General features: G+C 58.3%; 15 protein-coding genes. 7 read left to right on the top strand and 8 right to left on the bottom strand.

Going from position 1 to position 15,171, the window contains the following annotated elements; genetic code table 11:
* Position 1: 1 nt before the first annotated feature.
* The 4 genes from I6G83_RS03150 to I6G83_RS03135 all read right to left on the bottom strand — a co-directional run bounded on the left by I6G83_RS03150 (position 2) and on the right by I6G83_RS03135 (position 3,075).
* Positions 2-745: an HvfC/BufC N-terminal domain-containing protein gene (locus I6G83_RS03150; RefSeq protein WP_054305831.1), complete on the bottom strand. Its 744-nt coding sequence runs from the start codon at positions 743-745 to the stop codon at positions 2-4.
* A complete protein-coding gene (bufB, locus tag I6G83_RS03145; RefSeq protein WP_054305832.1) occupies positions 714-1,634 on the bottom strand; it encodes an MNIO family bufferin maturase in 921 nt (306 codons plus the stop codon). Before bufB ends, I6G83_RS03150 begins: the two co-directional genes overlap by 32 nt.
* Before the next feature lie 36 nt (positions 1,635-1,670).
* Positions 1,671-1,964, bottom strand: a complete 294-nt coding sequence (locus I6G83_RS03140; RefSeq protein ID WP_054305833.1) for a BufA1 family periplasmic bufferin-type metallophore — start codon at positions 1,962-1,964, stop codon at positions 1,671-1,673.
* A gap of 172 nt (positions 1,965-2,136) precedes the next feature.
* Entirely contained in the window at positions 2,137-3,075 is a 939-nt protein-coding gene (locus I6G83_RS03135) for a GlxA family transcriptional regulator (RefSeq protein ID WP_054305834.1), read from the bottom strand.
* 105 nt (positions 3,076-3,180) lie between these two features.
* On the opposite strand from I6G83_RS03135, the gene I6G83_RS03130 reads away from it, so the two are divergent.
* The 6 genes from I6G83_RS03130 (at position 3,181) to I6G83_RS03105 (ending at position 9,482) form a co-directional block, all read left to right on the top strand.
* On the top strand, positions 3,181-4,053 hold the full coding sequence (locus I6G83_RS03130; protein ID WP_054305835.1) for a DJ-1/PfpI family protein: 873 nt from the start codon (positions 3,181-3,183) through the stop codon (positions 4,051-4,053).
* 214 nt (positions 4,054-4,267) lie between these two features.
* Entirely contained in the window at positions 4,268-4,873 is a 606-nt protein-coding gene (locus tag I6G83_RS03125) for a helix-turn-helix domain-containing protein (protein ID WP_062779245.1), read from the top strand.
* A gap of 76 nt (positions 4,874-4,949) precedes the next feature.
* The gene (locus I6G83_RS03120; RefSeq protein WP_225365718.1) at positions 4,950-5,723 is read left to right on the top strand and encodes a queuosine precursor transporter; all 774 of its coding nucleotides are present in this window, start codon (positions 4,950-4,952) and stop codon (positions 5,721-5,723) included.
* Positions 5,724-6,735: 1,012 nt separating this feature from the next.
* Positions 6,736-8,124: a carbohydrate binding domain-containing protein gene (locus I6G83_RS03115; protein WP_054305838.1), complete on the top strand. Its 1,389-nt coding sequence runs from the start codon at positions 6,736-6,738 to the stop codon at positions 8,122-8,124.
* A gap of 82 nt (positions 8,125-8,206) precedes the next feature.
* Positions 8,207-8,386, top strand: a complete 180-nt coding sequence (locus I6G83_RS03110) for a hypothetical protein (protein ID WP_054305839.1) — start codon at positions 8,207-8,209, stop codon at positions 8,384-8,386.
* Between the two features lie 169 nt (positions 8,387-8,555).
* On the top strand, positions 8,556-9,482 hold the full coding sequence (locus tag I6G83_RS03105; RefSeq protein ID WP_054305840.1) for a LysR family transcriptional regulator: 927 nt from the start codon (positions 8,556-8,558) through the stop codon (positions 9,480-9,482).
* Here I6G83_RS03105 and I6G83_RS03100 read toward each other — a convergent pair.
* Both I6G83_RS03100 and tcuC read right to left on the bottom strand, forming a co-directional pair.
* On the bottom strand, positions 9,430-10,236 hold the full coding sequence (locus I6G83_RS03100; RefSeq protein WP_054305841.1) for a substrate-binding domain-containing protein: 807 nt from the start codon (positions 10,234-10,236) through the stop codon (positions 9,430-9,432). The genes I6G83_RS03105 and I6G83_RS03100 overlap by 53 nt on opposite strands.
* A 21-nt stretch (positions 10,237-10,257) precedes the next feature.
* Positions 10,258-11,553 (bottom strand): MFS transporter, encoded by a 1,296-nt coding sequence (tcuC, locus tag I6G83_RS03095; protein ID WP_054305842.1) that lies wholly within the window; start codon positions 11,551-11,553, stop codon positions 10,258-10,260.
* Positions 11,554-11,945: 392 nt separating this feature from the next.
* Here tcuC and I6G83_RS03090 point away from each other — a divergent pair, with 392 nt between their 5' ends.
* The gene (locus tag I6G83_RS03090; protein WP_072186106.1) at positions 11,946-12,800 is read left to right on the top strand and encodes a broad-spectrum class A beta-lactamase RUB-1; all 855 of its coding nucleotides are present in this window, start codon (positions 11,946-11,948) and stop codon (positions 12,798-12,800) included.
* A 200-nt stretch (positions 12,801-13,000) separates the two neighbouring features.
* Here I6G83_RS03090 and I6G83_RS03085 read toward each other — a convergent pair whose 3' ends face one another.
* Complete coding sequence (locus I6G83_RS03085) at positions 13,001-13,984, bottom strand: zinc-binding dehydrogenase (protein WP_054305866.1); 984 nt, start codon at positions 13,982-13,984, stop codon at positions 13,001-13,003.
* Between the two features lie 366 nt (positions 13,985-14,350).
* Positions 14,351-15,148, bottom strand: a complete 798-nt coding sequence (locus tag I6G83_RS03080) for a class II aldolase/adducin family protein (protein WP_054305843.1) — start codon at positions 15,146-15,148, stop codon at positions 14,351-14,353.
* Positions 15,149-15,171 lie beyond the last annotated feature (23 nt).

Below are 15,171 nucleotides of genomic sequence, written 5' to 3'. Positions count from 1 at the left end.
GTTATTTCTCCTGCCGGCCGGATACGCAGAGGATCAGGCCGTAATGGTGTAAGCGCCGTAAGGCCGGGCGGGCGTCAAACTGCGCATCTTGCGCCAGCGCCGCCGCCAGCGCGTGCGTCAGGGGCCGTTCTGCCTGCAGCGCGCGAATAAAGCGCAGTTCTGCCGCATCGATGGCGATCAGACGCACGTCATCCTGATAGCGAAACAGTAAAACCTGTTCGGGGCGCCAGGGATCCAACTCCGTCGGCGCGGGATCCTGCTGATGCGCCGCCCACAGGCTGAACACGGCAAACGGCGAACTGAACAGGCGCAGCGAAGGATGCAGCCGCAGCGTGCTGTCGGCGGACAGCGTTGGTTCCGCGCCGCGCGCCGGCTTCCCATCCGCTGCGTGCAACGCTTCGATGCACAAGAGTTCAAGCTGCGTCAGATCCGCCAGCCACGGCCACTCCGCCAGCGGCGGAAAGTCGGCCAGCCAGGCGGGCAGCCGCGCGCCGTAACCGGCCAGCACCGGCGACGTCGGCGGATGCTGGCGGATAAACTCGGCCGCCATGGCGCGGAAGAAGTCGTCGCCGAGCTGCTGCACCAGCACCGGGCAGTTTTCCGCCAGCGCGTTAATCAGCGAGGCCATCACGTTGTTGCGGTAAACGGCAAAGCGGTAGGACGGATCGCTGCCGTTCCAGGTGGTTAACCCCGCCGGCGCGGCGACGTCGCCGTCAAGCAGCGCCTGATACAGTGCGCGTTGCATCCTTCACCTCCGGTGTCATCAATGCCTCCGCCTGACGCGCCTCATCCAGCAGCACCGCCAGCGGCGGCAGATTGCTGTCCCATTCGATCAGGGTCGCCACGTTGCCGACCGCCGCCAGCGCAGCGCGATACAGCTGCCAGACCGGCGCGGCGACGCGGCCGTCGTGGGAGTCAATCAGCAGGCGGTCGCCGGCGGCGTCCTGATTTTCCGTATGGCCCGCCAGGTGAATTTCGCCCACCTGGTGCAGCGGCAGCTCGTGCAGCATGGCCAGCGGGTCGCGGTGGTGGTTGACGCCGCTGACGTAAAGGTTGTTGACGTCCAGCAGCAGGCCGCAGCCGCTGCGTTTTACCATCTCGCTGATAAAGGCGGTTTCACTCAGAGTGGAGGCGGCAAATTCAACGTAGGTGGCCGGGTTTTCCAGTAAAATCGGCCGCCGCAGCGCATTCTGCACCTGATCGATATGCGCGCAGACCCGCGTCAGCGTGGCCTCGGTATAGGGCAGCGGCAGCAGATCGTTGAGAAAAAAACCGTCATGCGTCGACCAGGCCAGATGTTCGGAGAACATCTGCGGCTGATAGCGTTCCACCAGCGCGGCGACGCGTTGCAGGTGGTGGCGATCGAGCGGCGCTTCAGCGCCGATCGACATCCCCACGCCGTGAATGGACAGCGGGTAGGCCTGACGGATGGCGCCGAGGGCCTGATGAAAGGGACCGCCGTCTACCAGATAATTCTCCGCGTGGATTTCAAAAAAGCCGACGTCGGGGCGCGTCTGCAGGATCTGGCCGAAGTGCTCCGGCTTCAGACCGACGCCGGCCCGCGGCGGAAGACCGCCCATCATGCTATGACCAGGCGCATCACGCTTGACGGCAGGCGGGGTATAAATTGTCATCGCTATTGCTCCTGTTGATGGGCGGCGAGAGCCTGCTTACATCTCTTTAAACGCTTCCAACTGACCAAAACCGGTCGACGAGGTCGGCGATTTCATTTTTACGCAGCTGCCGGTGGGCACCAGCTTCCAGGCATTGCCCTGGTAGTCGGTTTTGGCCGTACCGGCGCAGGTGGTGCCGGCGCCCGCTTTACAGTCATTTTTGCCCTTCAGCGATACGCCGTAGCATTTCTCCATATTGCTGCCTTCGGCCGCCACGGCTACGGTGCTTGCGGTGGCCAGCACGCTGCCTAACGCCAGCGCCAGCAGTGCGGTTGTAGTTGGCTTGTTCATTATTTCTTCCTCATGGTTGTAAAACGGATCGTTGTGTTGGCAGAAGCAAAGTGGCTTCTGAGGAGTTAGTCGCAGCGGGCGCGGATTTCTTACAGAAAAAATGAATTTTTATTTAAAATTATTCAATAACAGCGTGTTAGGTGGGGGTTGGGCGGGTTGGCGGGGCGTGTATTTAGCGATGCTGATGGGCGCGGCGGATGGCCTGCGGCGGTAGTCCGAACAGCCTGACGAACGCGCGGCGCATTCTTTCCGGATCGCTGAAGCCGACGGCCTGCGCGATGTGCTCAATGGGTTCGCTGCCTTCCTGAATCCGCAGGCGGGCCGCTTCAACGCGCAGGCGTTCGACCGCCTTGGCCGGCGTTTCGCCGGTTTCCTTCTGGAACATTCTGCCGAACTGACGGACGCTCAGATGCGCCGCCTCGGCCAGGCGTTCAACCGGCAGCGGCTCGTGCAGATGGTCGCGGGCGAAGGTGAGGGCGATGCGGATCCGATCGGAGGCCGGCTCCATGCGCGACAGGGAGGAGAACTGCGACTGGCCGCCCGGCCGACGGTGGTAGACGACCAGCTCGCGCGCCACCTCACGCGCCAGCTCCACGCCGCGATCGGCCTCCAGCAGCGCCAGCGCCAGGTCGATGCCCGCCGTTACCCCGGCGGAGCTCCAGATCGGTCCGTCGGCAATAAAGATACGATCCATATCGACCTGAATGGCGGGGTAGGTTTGCTGCAGCCGGTGCGCCAGACGCCAGTGGGTGGTGGCGCGCCGGCCGTTGAGCAGCCCGGTTTCGGCCAGTAAAAACGCACCGGTGCAGATACTGGCGATGCGCGGCGTGATGGCGGCTACGGCCGCCACGGCGCTGACCTGTTCGGGCGCCGTCATCGACGCGATGTCGCCGCCGACAACGATCAGCGTATCCGGCGTCGCCTGACTGACAGGCTGGCTGCCAACCGGCACGCCGGCGTCGCTTGGCACCATGCCGCCGCAGTGGGACAGCACGTCAAGCGTGTAGAACGGTTGGCCGGCGACCTTTCTCACCATATCAAACACGGCGAGCGGCCCTGCCAGATCGAGGATCTGGTGCCCCGGAAAAACAAAGAATCCAATGTTATGCATGGTGGCGTATTTTAAGGGAACTACGTCCTTTGCGCCACCGGCGTCTGCTTCCATAATCAGCGGCAGAGCTAGATTTTACGTTGACGAACACCGGAGGTCGCCGAGATGACGAAGCAGAGTGAAAGCAAGGTATCAGATGAGCAGCAGCCCGCTACGGGCCACACCCGCCGCGATGTGCTGAGGCTGGGCAGTCTGGCGTCGCTGGGGGCGGTTCTGGGGAGTGGAGCGCTGCTCAGCCTGCCGGCCGCCGCGCAGACGCCGGCCGACCGTCAGGCAGGAGGCAACGAGGCGGGCAGTATGGCGCCGGACCAGCCGCTGAATATCGTTATGGCGGTTTACCAGGGCGGCACGCTGCTCGACTTTGCCGGCCCGAGCGAAGTATTCCACCGCCTGCCGAACACCAACGTGCGCTACGCCAGCCTGAACGGCGGCCCGGTTACGCTGGAGTTTGGCGTAGTGTACGGCGAGACCGAGCGGCTGGCGGATATCGACAGGGCGGATCTGCTGTTGGTGCCGGGCGGACCGGATCTGAGCGAGCCGACCAAACCGGAGTATCTGGCGCAGATAAAACGCCTGGCCGCGGGGGCGCAACACATCACTTCGGTTTGCACCGGCTCGCTGGTGCTGGCCGCCGCCGGCGTGCTCAAAGGTAAGAGAAGCGCCTGCCACTGGGCGTTTGTTAACGATCTGGCCGACTATGGCGCCATTCCGGATCCGGCGCGCTTTGTGGAAGATGACAACGGCCGCTTTATGAGTGGGGGCGGCGTGACGTCAGGCATTGATTTCGCGCTGCGGGTGGCGGCGAAACTGCGCGGCCGGCTGAACGCCGAGTTTGCCCAGCTGATTATTGAATACGATCCCGATCCGCCGTTCCGCGCCGGCCACCCGCGCGTGGCGCCGCCGGAGGTGATGGCGCTGGCGAAAAAGAAAATGCCCGGCGGGCTTAAGGGGCTGCAGAAGATCCCCGGCGTTATTTAGACGTTGTCAGAACATTGCCCCTCAGCGGGGAGCGTGACCGGCCTTTCAGGCCGGTTTTTAATTATCGGCGGGGAAGAGACAGGCCTGCCTGAAGTGCTGAAATAGGATGATGTAGCGGTTTTTACTAAGGATTTCTGAGTACTAAAATTGCGGGTGCTATAGTTTCCGACTATTCTGCTTAATCATTGTTAGCCGTCGGATTTATTGAAATATTATGTTTGGTGCGGAAAAAAGCCGTTTATTGCGTGCAAATCTGGAGCATTTGCTCCGTAGTAAAGGTGAAACGCAAGTTTCCATTAGTGAAAGTACCGGGCTTAACCGCACAACCCTGTTTAAGATATTGGACGGCCGCGTCACCAGCGTACAGAAACAGACGCTGCGTAAAATATCCGATTTTTTCGGCGTCACCATGTATGAGCTACAGCATGTCGATATCGCGACGGCGGAAAAAATCGATGCCAGTATTTCCGTTCACGGCAATATGAATGCGGCGGCGCTGCCCGTTATTCCCCTGACGTCGCTGATCGAGCAGGTGCGCACCGGGCGTTCCGTCGGGGAGTTAACGCTCTCCTGGCCGCTGACCTACTATTATGGCCACGGGCCTAACTTGCTGGCCGTATTGGTGGATAGCAATCCGCCTGAACGCTATCGCTGCGGCGATACGCTGATTATTCGTAAAGGTGTTTATAAAAGCACTAACCTGAAGCTTCTTTTTAAGCGCGGTGCGGGTTTTTTTACCGATGCGCCGGCCTGCGTGGACGACATTGCGGCTGACATCACCGTATTAGGAGATATTCTTGAAGAACGTTATGGAAACTGAAGCTGAATATAAATTGATGGGGTTTGAACCCAATACTCATATGGCAAGGATCCTTATCCGGTCTTCAGGGAAGGTCTTGAATATTCATGCCAACGATCTGGAGCGCAGTGAGATATCGCACAGCTTATCTGCGCATGAAATAAAAGCGTTATATCGCCATATCTATATGGACGGGCTGGCGCCTAAAACCGAATACCAGGTACAAGATCGCAACGACCGCTCCTGGAGCACCTATGCCGTTTTTGTGCTGGCATTGGCCATCTTCTATCAGTTCAGCAATCTGGCGGCGATCAAGCCGGTGTATATCAGCTATTTCGATATTGTGGTGACGCCGGGCACGTTTATTTATCCCTTTACCTTTCTGGTCATTGACCTGCTCAATGAGTTTTATGGCTTCCGCCTGGCCAAGCGGGCCATTTTGTACTCGGTGGCGTCAAACGTGGTGATTACGCTGTTGTTATACTTATCCACCAAGCTACCGGTTATCCCGGGCTGGGGACTAAATGAGGCGTATAATGACTTTATGATGCAGCTGTACGTCGTGCTGTTTGCCTCGACGATGGCATTTATTACCTCTGAGCTATCCAACTCATGGATACTCTGCAAGGTGAAGGCCATGACCAACGCCCGCCACCTGTATCTGCGCATCTTCCTGAGCACCTTTGCGGCGTCCATTATCGACAGCTTTGTTTTCTGCCTGCTGGCCTTTTACGGCAAGATGGAGACCAGCGTGATCGTGAAAATGGCCATCATACAGATGATGATTAAATCGGTTTACGCGGTGTTAAACGTCTTCCCGGCCTATTACGCGCGTTTCCTTTACCGAAAATATATTCTTCATACCGAGTGAGACGACGTTTGGCCTTGTTCTCCATGCCGACAGGCGATGCCTTCCCTGATACAGACTGATGGCCGGCACGGGATGACGTTTCCCGTCGCTGGCTCCGGCTAAATAGCTGCTGAACCCAATATTAAGAAAAGCTCGTGGTTTTTCACGTGCTGTATACGCGGTTATCACCGCTGGCGGGCTGTGCCGCAGGGGAAAAGGCCTGTTAATCATAAATAAATCTGTTTTGTCATGCGGGTTTTGGACGTGGCTACAATATTGCTCCGCCTGTCGTTTTATTCTATCCATTTGATAAATAACTGTTTTGTTTTTTTATTGTTTTGTGGGGCATCATTTTTGTATTCATATGTTGCTTTTACGGGTAAGGAAAACTACATTGTTATGCAAGATAAAGATATCAAGGGTTATCCGTCGATAGCCGGCTAACGTAATACCAGGGAAGCACCGATAAAAGGGCGCGGAGCATATTACAGTCCTGTTATTCCAATAAAGTAAGTTTGAATCATCCATTGGCGTGAGCGTCCTGCTCACGCGCTTTTCTTTTCCCAGACCGGCCACGTCCATCTTGGCGCCGTCGCTGCTTGGGCCAGTTAATCATCGTTCTCTGCATCATGAAAAATCCCGCGCTACTTGTCCCTTGCGGATGCACCGTTATTACGCCGGTACGATGGATGGTGTATGGCACGTTGTCCTGCCGCTTCGCCGGCCACGATCGCTGCATAGCCAGGCAGACTGTGCCATCAACAACAACAGTTATCCATGTCACACTGATTGTGCTAATCAATGTATTTTCGGCATCTTTTTATAAACAAAACTGATTGTTTTTTTCGCTTTTCATTTAAGAAAAACCTCAGTATTTTAATTTATTTCATTATTTTCATTCGTTTGCATCGTTTTCTCTATGGGTTTTATGCGCGCTGATTTACTCATCCGACGACTTTTTCCATTAGCTGTGTATATGCTTTTTGACCTAATCAATCAGTGTGGCTAATGCAATTTTGCGGAGTGTTAACCCATGAGTACGGCAGAACAGAAAAAAGTCGATTTAGTCATTGTTATTGATACCAGCGGCTCAATGGCCGATGAAGCAAAAGCCCTGAGCGCGGCGCTGGGCAACGCCGTCGAAGAGGCGAAAAAATCGTGCCCTTCTGACTTGCGGGTCGAGTTTTTGGGGATTGAGGGCACCTTTGCCGGCACCAAGTTTGACAAAACGGTGCGTAATTACCTTACCACTACGGCCAAGGCTGCAGGCAGCGCGTTAAAAGGGCGTTTACGCGACAGCGTGGCGAATGCCGGGGCGCAGGAAGACGTAGCCCGCGCGGTTGAAGACATCAGCAGCCATTTCGACTGGCGTGCCGGTGCGGAAAAAAATATCTTTGTGCTGGGTGATGAAAGCCTGGAAGGCGGGGAAATGGTGCTGGATGCGGCGCGTATCAAAGCCTGCGATGACGCTATCGCCACCGCGCTGGCCAACGGCACTAAAGTGCATTCTTATCTGGGCACCCCGCACGTCACCACACCTTACCCGACGCCGGCCGATGAAGAGGCTAATATCAAGGAATACAAACGCCTGGCGCTGCGCACCGGCGGTGAGCACTATATCTACACCAAGGGTATCGCTGATTTTACCCAGGTGCTGAAAGACACCATCTGCGCCAGTAAAGTGCCGCAGCAAGAGAGCATTGAGGATAAACAAGACGAAGCCGACAAGCTGGAAGGCAAGGAGCCGGCGAAAGATAAGCAACCGGCAGGCAACGGCGGCAACCTGTGTGAGCAATTGCCGGAGATCGTCAAAGCGGTAAATACGCTGGCGGATGTGCTGAAAGGGTTGGTGGATGCCTGCGGCCCCGGTAAGGCGGGCAACGCGGGCAGCGCGGGCAATACCGGCTGCAAGTGTCACGACCACGCCGCGCCGGTTGAAACGCCGCCGTCGCCTCCGGCGCCACAGCCCGCACCAGCCGCGCCGCCATTTACAGAATCCACGGATTTTTCAGGCAATAAGTTAAATAACTGGCAGTTCGGCCCGGCGACGCCTGAGCATGAGTTTTATACCGAAGATGGCAAAAGCCTGATTCGCTTCCCGACCACCAACGTTAAAGGGCAGACGCATAACGGCGTGCTGCTGTATAAAAAATATACTGAACTGCAGCCTGGCAAGCGCTATCGTTTCAGCGTCCGGGCGCGCCGGGATAATGATTATAAAGTGATCCCGGAGCTGTCGCTGCGCGTTGCCGGTGGTGATATTACCCCGGTGACGGCATTACGTAACAAAGGCGAGTGGTTGACCCTGAGCGGGGAGTTTACCGCCGCACAGGGCGAAAACTTACTGGAAATCTTCAGCCATAAGGCGAGCGGTGACGGTAACGACTTCAGCATTACCGATATCAAGGTAGAAGAGATCTGATGTCGCAGATTGCCGCCGGGCCTGATGAGCGGGTTCCGGTGGCAATCAATGCGCTATAGGCCATTTGCCTGGGTGATAAATAATGATGTCCGAACCTTCAGACGCTATTGATTCAACCTACCCGCTGTCAGGCTTTCGTTTCACTGTGAGCATTGGCGATGAGACCATGCAGGAGAGGGACGCCGATAAAACGCAGACCCGCATCGGGCAGGCCGCTGTGCAGCCGACGGAGTTTAATCAACAGGACTCCAGCGAAGCATAATACCGCTGGTTTTAACGCTGACCTTGCCGAGGCTGCCGATATGGGCGGCCTTTTTTATTTGCGCCGCCGGCATCGGAGCCGTTGGTCAATAACCCTTTCGCCGCCGCCCGATCAGGCGCTATTATTTTGTCTCCCCGCCATCCCACCGTGATAAGGATTGCTTGCCGCTATGCCTGTGAATGTTGATCTGAACGGTCTGTACGCGTTTCGCGCGCTGGTCGAATACGGCAGTTTCCGCAGCGCCGCCGAGTCTATCTGCCTGTCCCAGTCGGCGCTGAGTCGCCGCATAGAAAAGCTGGAAGCGGCGCTGGGCGCCCGGCTGTTTGACCGCACTACCCGGCGCGTGACTCTGACGCTGTACGGGCAGACGTTTGCCGAACGTTCCGATCGGCTGCTGGCGAATTTTGAAGAGGTGATGGCCGACGTCAGCCAGGTCAGCCAGGAGCGGACGGGGCTGGTGACGGTGGCGACGGTGCCCTCGGCGGCCTATTACTTTATGCCTGAGGTGATCCGGCGCTTTCAGGCGAGGTACCCGCGCGTGCGGGTAAAGCTTATCGACAGCAGCGTCGGCAACGTGATTGAGGCGGTGATGAACGGCCAGGCCGATTTCGGCATCTGCTTTTCCGGCCATCCGCTGCCGAATACGGAGTTCTTACCGCTGGTGGAAGATGCCTACGTGGCCGCCTGCCGGCGCGACAGCCCGCTGGCGGCGCGCAACAGCCTGACCTGGCGCGAGTTTTATCAGCAGGAGTATGTGGGGCTGGATAAAGTCTCCGGCAACCGCAACCTGCTCGATCAGGCGCTGGGGGAGATTATCCCCGCGCGCCCCAGCCTGTGTGAAACCCGGCATGTGACCACCCTGCTGGGGATGGTGGAAGCGGGCATCGGCATTGCCGCCGTGCCCGCCATGTCGATGCCGCCCTCAGAGCACTCCGTTCTGAGGGCGCTGCCGCTGACCGAGCCGGCGGTCACACGCACGGTCGGCCTGCTTAAGCGCAGCGGACGCATCCAGTCTTACGTCGCCGCGGAGCTGGAACAGCTGATTACTGAACGGTATCACGCCGCTGAGCGGTCTGCGTCGCCGGAACCGATTTAAGCCCGGTCGCGGCAACGGTCTGCTGCGCCGCTGGCGAAGCGAGGAAGTCCAGCAGCGCTTTACCTTCCTGACGGTGCTCTGCATGGGCGGTTACCGCACCGGCAAAGCGGGTGATGTACTGCACGCTGTCCGGCAGTTCGCCGATAAAGGTCACGCCGGGCACCGGCAGCAGCTCGCTGACCTGCTGAAAACCGAGCGCATATTTACCGCCCGCCACTTCGCCCGCCACCGGGACGCGCTCCACCTTATGCGCCTTATCTTTCATCTGCGCTTCAATCCCCAGCGTTTTAAACAGCTGGCTGCTGACGTAGCGGCCGCTGGCGCTGTCGGAGTAGGCCACGGAACCGGCCTGCAGCAGGGTGGCGCGCAGCGCGTCGCGGCTGCTGATATCCGGCTTCGGCTGTCCCTGTTTGACCACCACGCCAATCGGCGAGTCGGCCAGCTCCACGCGGGAGCCAGGCTGCAGCCAGCTGCCTTTTTCCAGGTTTTTCAGCGCGTCGCCCACCATGATCACCACGTCGGTTTTTTCACCGCGCGCCAGCCGGTTAGGGATCGCCTGGGCGGATTGGCCCATCGAGGGGCCGGACACCAGAATGATCTTGTCGCCGCTCTGGGCTTCAAACTGCGGCGCCAGTTTTTCCAGCGCGGCTTTAAAACCGCCGGAAATCATCACGGTAACGTCTTTGGCCGCCGCGGCGGTGCTGAGTGAGGAGAGCACCAGCGCGGCAAGCAGGGAAGGATAAATTTTATGCATGCGTAATCTCTGACTCCGGGGTTAATGAGAGGTTTGCAGGGTCAAGCTGCGGCGGCGGTACAGGTACAGCGTCGCCAGCAGCGCGCACACCGCGGCAAAGCTCATCCAATAGCCCGGTGAGGCCTTATCCCCGGTGAACTCAATCAGCGCGGTGGAAATCACCGGCGTAAAGCCGCCGAATACCGCCGTCGCCAGGCTGTAAGCCAGAGAGAAGCCGGCAACCCGCACTTCCGTCGGCATAATTTCCGTCAGCGCCGGGATCATGGCGCCGTTGTACAGGCCGTAAATAAACGACAGCCACAGCAGGACGCTCAGCATCATGGAGAAGGTCGGGGTGGCGGCCAGCAGGGCCAGCGCCGGATAGGCGGTGGCCAGCGCCAGCAGCGTCATTGCCACCAGCACCGGTTTACGGCCGAAGCGGTCCGACAGCGCGCCGCCCACCGGCAGCCAGATGAAGTTGGAAATGGCGACCAGCAGCGTTACCAGCAGGCTGTCGGAGGCGCTCAGCATCAGCACTTTTTTGCCGAAGGTCGGCGCATAGACGGTAATCAGATAAAACGCCGTGGTGGTCATCGCCACCATTAGCATACCGGCGATAACCACCTGCCAGTTGGCTAACAGCGTGCGGAAAACCTGTCGCATCGCCAGATGGTTGCGGCGGGCGCTGAATTCCTCGGTTTCCTCCAGCTTACGGCGTAGCACAAAGATAAACGGCACGATGGCGCAGCCCAGCAGGAACGGCATACGCCAGCCCCATTCGCGAATCGCGCTCTCTTCCAGCGCCGCGTTCAGGGCAAAGCCGATGGCCGCCGCCACCATAATGGCGACCTGCTGGCTGCCGGACTGCCAGCTGGTGTAGAAGCCTTTACGGCCCGGGGTGGCGATTTCCGCCAGATATACCGAGACGCCGCCCAGCTCTGCGCCGGCGGAGAAGCCCTGCAGCAGACGGCCGATCAGCACCAGCAGCGGCGCCCACAGCCCGATGCTGTGATAAGAGGGGATCAGCACGATCAGGAAGGTGCCGGCGGCCATGATCGACAGCGTAACGATCAGCCCCTTGCGGCGGCCGACCTTATCGATGTAGGCGCCCAGCACCACCGCGCCGATGGGGCGCATCAGAAAGCCGGCGCCGAAGACGGCGAAGGTCATCATCAGTGAAGCGAATTCACTGCTGGCCGGGAAGAAGGTATGGGCGATATAGGTGGCATAAAATCCGAACAGGAAAAAATCAAACTGCTCAAGAAAGTTGCCCGACGTGACGCGCAGTATCGCACCGGCGCGCCCCCGGGTTGTCATGGGTGAGGTCGATGAGTGCATGGTTGTCTCCAGTCTGTGAGTGACGCTTTTAGCTGCGCCTGGCTCTGGAGACTGCCGGAAGGGCGGTAACTAAATAAGTGCAATTTATACATGGATTGATGTGCCGGACACATCAATCGGCAGCGGGGGAAGGAAATGAGCCATGTTAACAAAGAGTTAAAACTATCCGCGTCGATGTTTATTGTTTAGCAAGGTAATTGTTAGGTTGCTATTTTGTGACGGAGTTCATAGGCGGGAGAGGCGGAGTACCGCCGATGAAAAATCGGCGGTAACGTGCGGGACATAGTTGCCGGCTGGTGCTATTTTCATGCTCAGTCAGGCCTGAAAAAACGCCGCTGCGGGTTTGATCTCCCTAATAACGTCACCCAGTAAATCAAGGAATGAATATCCAGATGAAACATTTTCGTCTTTGCCTTATCCCCGTGCTTGCCGCATTTTCACTGCCGGTTTTTGCCCACCCGGCGACGCTGGATACCATTAAAGATGCTGAAAGCCGGCTCCACGGCCGAGTCGGCTATGCCGAGTTGGATCTCGTCAGCGGAAAAATGATGGATAGCTATCGCTCTGATGAACGCTTCCCCATGATGAGCACCTTTAAAGTTATTCTGTGCGGCGCGGTGTTAGCGCGGGTTGATGCCGGGCAGGAACAGCTTGATCGCCGTATCCGCTACCGTCAGAACGACCTGGTTGAGTACTCGCCGGTAACGGAGAAACATCTCGCAGAGGGGATGAACGTGGGGGAATTATGCCATGCCGCGATCACCATGAGCGATAACACGGCGGCAAACCTGTTGATCTCTACGCTCGGCGGGCCGTCGGGGCTGACCGCATTTTTGCGGAAAACGGGTGACTCGGTGAGCCGTCTCGACCGTTGGGAAACGGCGCTGAATGAAGCGTTGCCGGGTGACGAGCGTGATACCACCACGCCTGAGTCCATGGCGCGGACGCTGCATAATTTGTTAACGGGCGATGCCCTGAGCGCTGAGTCACGTCGGCAATTAATGCGCTGGATGGAAATGGATAACGTCGCCGGACCGCTTTTGCGTTCGGTGTTGCCGGCAGGGTGGTTTATTGCTGACAAAACCGGTGCGGGTGAGCGTGGTTCGCGTGGCATCGTGGCGGCGCTGGGGCCTGATGGTAAACCGTCGCGTATCGTCGTGATTTACCTGACGGGAACCAAGGCAACGATGGACGAGCGCAATAAGCAGATCGCCGATATCGGCGCTGCGCTGATAAATCACTGGTAAATACGGCCTTTTATTACCCCGGGCCGGTGACCTTTTTGCTGCATATCTAGGAGCAGGTGGCCGGCTTTATACATACTGATGCCGTGCGCGTCGGCTGACTGTCTGGTCACCGGCCAATCACCGTGCGGCGGAAGTTCGCCGTTGCCGAGGCGGTAACATTACCTTCAATGACGCCCGGCGGTCATTTCTTTTAGCGCGAGTTACAGGATGGCGACATATTTTATGCCGTCATTATTCTGTTTCAGCGCCTCGAGGCTACGCGGAATATCATTAAACGCAATGTGCTGGATGGGAGGCAGGGTCAGTTCGCCGCGTCCCATCTGTTGGAGCATCATCTCCCCGCCTTGACGCAGCTTGCCCCATTGGGCCGGGGTACCGTAGGGGTGAATCGCCGCCAGAGCGACTTCATGCAGTGAGATGCTGGTGGTAAACGCCGGCAGCGGGGACGTTTCGATCCGATCCTGAATACATACCAGATGCCCGTAATAGCCGAGCAAACCGGCCAGAGACAGGGCGCTTTGCTGATTCACGGTGTCGAAAGCGGCGTAGAGCGGCTTGCCGCCCAGTACCTCTTTCAGCGCCTGTTGCCACGACGCGTTGCGGTAATCAAATGCATGAATCACGCCGCGGGCGCGCAGCCGATCGTGGTGAATGGCGCTGGCCGTGACGTAGACATGGGCGCCCGCCTGAATCAGCAACTGGGTCAGCAGCCCGCCGGCAGCACCGCCGGCGCCGCTGACCAGAACGTGCTCACCGGCGAGATTAGGAACCTTGTGCGCCGCCTGCCAGGCCGTCAGTCCCGGGCACGGCAATGCCGCCGCGCTGGCATCGCTGATAAGATCAGGGACGGCGATCGGGGCATCGGCGCTGACCAGGGTATGGCGGGCAAAACTGCCGTCAAAACGCAGATCGGTGTGGTACATCACCCGGCTGCCCGGACGCAGATGGGTGACGTTGCGGCCAACGGCGCTGATGACCCCCATACCGTCTACGCCGGGAACCTGATCGGGCCGCCAGGCAGCGGATAAGCCGGCCATGAGTTTCCAGTCCACGGGATTAAGGCCAATGGCCCGGTTTTCAATCAGCACCTGGTTGTCCCCGGGTTCCGGCAGCTCTTTTTCCTGGCGCTCAAGCAGAAGGGGAGAGGCGTGATTTTTCCACAGCCAGGCTTCGGTTTTGATCATTAGGTTATCCTCCAGATTGCCCATTTTGTTGTATTAAAAGCCGTGATGAAAAGGAAACGCATGCGGCAGCAACCAGAGCCGGCCTTTTGCCGTAACAGGTTCGCCATCGGAATACCGAACAAGGGGGCTCTTGACGAGCGGACGTATGCGTTAACACGGGCATGATAATGCGAGATGGCGCAAAGATTATTCCGTACGCAGCAATTATCTATTGCTATTAGTGGTATTTATTGCGGCATGCTGGCCTGAAACGCGTTGCAGCGCGGTGGACGCTGGGCGTGGTAATGGCGTGCGTATTCTCAAGGACGGGGGAGGGGCCGCCGGGTATGCACTGCCGGCGGCCCTCGTGCGCTCCATGCCGCCGGATTATTGGCGATAGCGGGTCAGGCCGCCGGCTTCCAGCTGGCGGATTGCCGCTGCCCAGTGTTTTTGCGTTATTTCGTCGCTGCCGCTGCGAAAACGGGCCGACTGCTCCTTGACCTTTTCGACCGCGGCGGGAGGTGCGTAGCGCACGTTGTCCCGCCCGCCGGCGAGCGCCGCCACCTGAATGTTGCAGGCGCGCTCCAGGCCGTGCAGCTCGCGGAACGCGTGCTCAATAGTGACGCCGCCGGCTAACAGACCGTGGTTGCGTAAAATCATCACGTTGCTGTGGCCCAGATCGTTGACCAACCGCTGCTGTTCATCCAGATCGAGCGCGACGCCTTCGTATTCGTGATAGGTAATACGCGAATAATAGGCCAGCGCATGCTGTGAGAGCGGCAGCAGCCCGTCCTTCTGCGCCGATACCGCGGCGCCGTCTTTGGTGTGGGTGTGCAGCACGGCCTGCAGATCGGGACGCGCGCGGTGTATGGCGCTGTGGATGACAAAACCCGCCTGATTGATGCCCAGCCCGGAGGGATCGGAAATAATGTTGCCGTCCAGATCGATTTTCACCAGGTTGGAGGCGGTGATTTCACTGAATAGCAGTCCGTAGGCGTTGATCAGGAAATGTTCTTGCGCACCCGGCACGCGCGCCGAGAAATGCGTGTAAATATGATCGGTCCAGTTATACAGCGCCGCCAGCTGGTAAGCGGCGGCCAGTTTAAGGCGTATCTGCCACTCTTCCTGGCTGATGCCCTGTGTGACTTCATCATTTCTGGCGGTTGGAGTAGACACCAAAGACATACATAGCTCCCATTAATTAACGG

The sequence above is a fragment of the Serratia rubidaea genome, assembly GCF_016026735.1.
GTDB lineage: Bacteria > Pseudomonadota > Gammaproteobacteria > Enterobacterales > Enterobacteriaceae > Serratia_B > Serratia_B rubidaea.
This window is presented reverse-complemented; position numbering and strand designations above follow the sequence as displayed.

Coding starts and splice junctions, on each gene's coding strand:
- I6G83_RS03150 (WP_054305831.1), bottom strand. CDS start 745: ATGCAACGCGCACTGTATCAGGCGCTGCTTGACGGCGACGTCGCCGCG.
- bufB (WP_054305832.1), bottom strand. CDS start 1,634: ATGACAATTTATACCCCGCCTGCCGTCAAGCGTGATGCGCCTGGTCAT.
- I6G83_RS03140 (WP_054305833.1), bottom strand. CDS start 1,964: ATGAACAAGCCAACTACAACCGCACTGCTGGCGCTGGCGTTAGGCAGC.
- I6G83_RS03135 (WP_054305834.1), bottom strand. CDS start 3,075: ATGCATAACATTGGATTCTTTGTTTTTCCGGGGCACCAGATCCTCGAT.
- I6G83_RS03130 (WP_054305835.1), top strand. CDS start 3,181: ATGACGAAGCAGAGTGAAAGCAAGGTATCAGATGAGCAGCAGCCCGCT.
- I6G83_RS03125 (WP_062779245.1), top strand. CDS start 4,268: ATGTTTGGTGCGGAAAAAAGCCGTTTATTGCGTGCAAATCTGGAGCAT.
- I6G83_RS03115 (WP_054305838.1), top strand. CDS start 6,736: ATGAGTACGGCAGAACAGAAAAAAGTCGATTTAGTCATTGTTATTGAT.
- I6G83_RS03110 (WP_054305839.1), top strand. CDS start 8,207: ATGATGTCCGAACCTTCAGACGCTATTGATTCAACCTACCCGCTGTCA.
- I6G83_RS03105 (WP_054305840.1), top strand. CDS start 8,556: ATGCCTGTGAATGTTGATCTGAACGGTCTGTACGCGTTTCGCGCGCTG.
- I6G83_RS03100 (WP_054305841.1), bottom strand. CDS start 10,236: ATGCATAAAATTTATCCTTCCCTGCTTGCCGCGCTGGTGCTCTCCTCA.
- tcuC (WP_054305842.1), bottom strand. CDS start 11,553: ATGCACTCATCGACCTCACCCATGACAACCCGGGGGCGCGCCGGTGCG.
- I6G83_RS03090 (WP_072186106.1), top strand. CDS start 11,946: ATGAAACATTTTCGTCTTTGCCTTATCCCCGTGCTTGCCGCATTTTCA.
- I6G83_RS03085 (WP_054305866.1), bottom strand. CDS start 13,984: ATGATCAAAACCGAAGCCTGGCTGTGGAAAAATCACGCCTCTCCCCTT.
- I6G83_RS03080 (WP_054305843.1), bottom strand. CDS start 15,148: ATGTCTTTGGTGTCTACTCCAACCGCCAGAAATGATGAAGTCACACAG.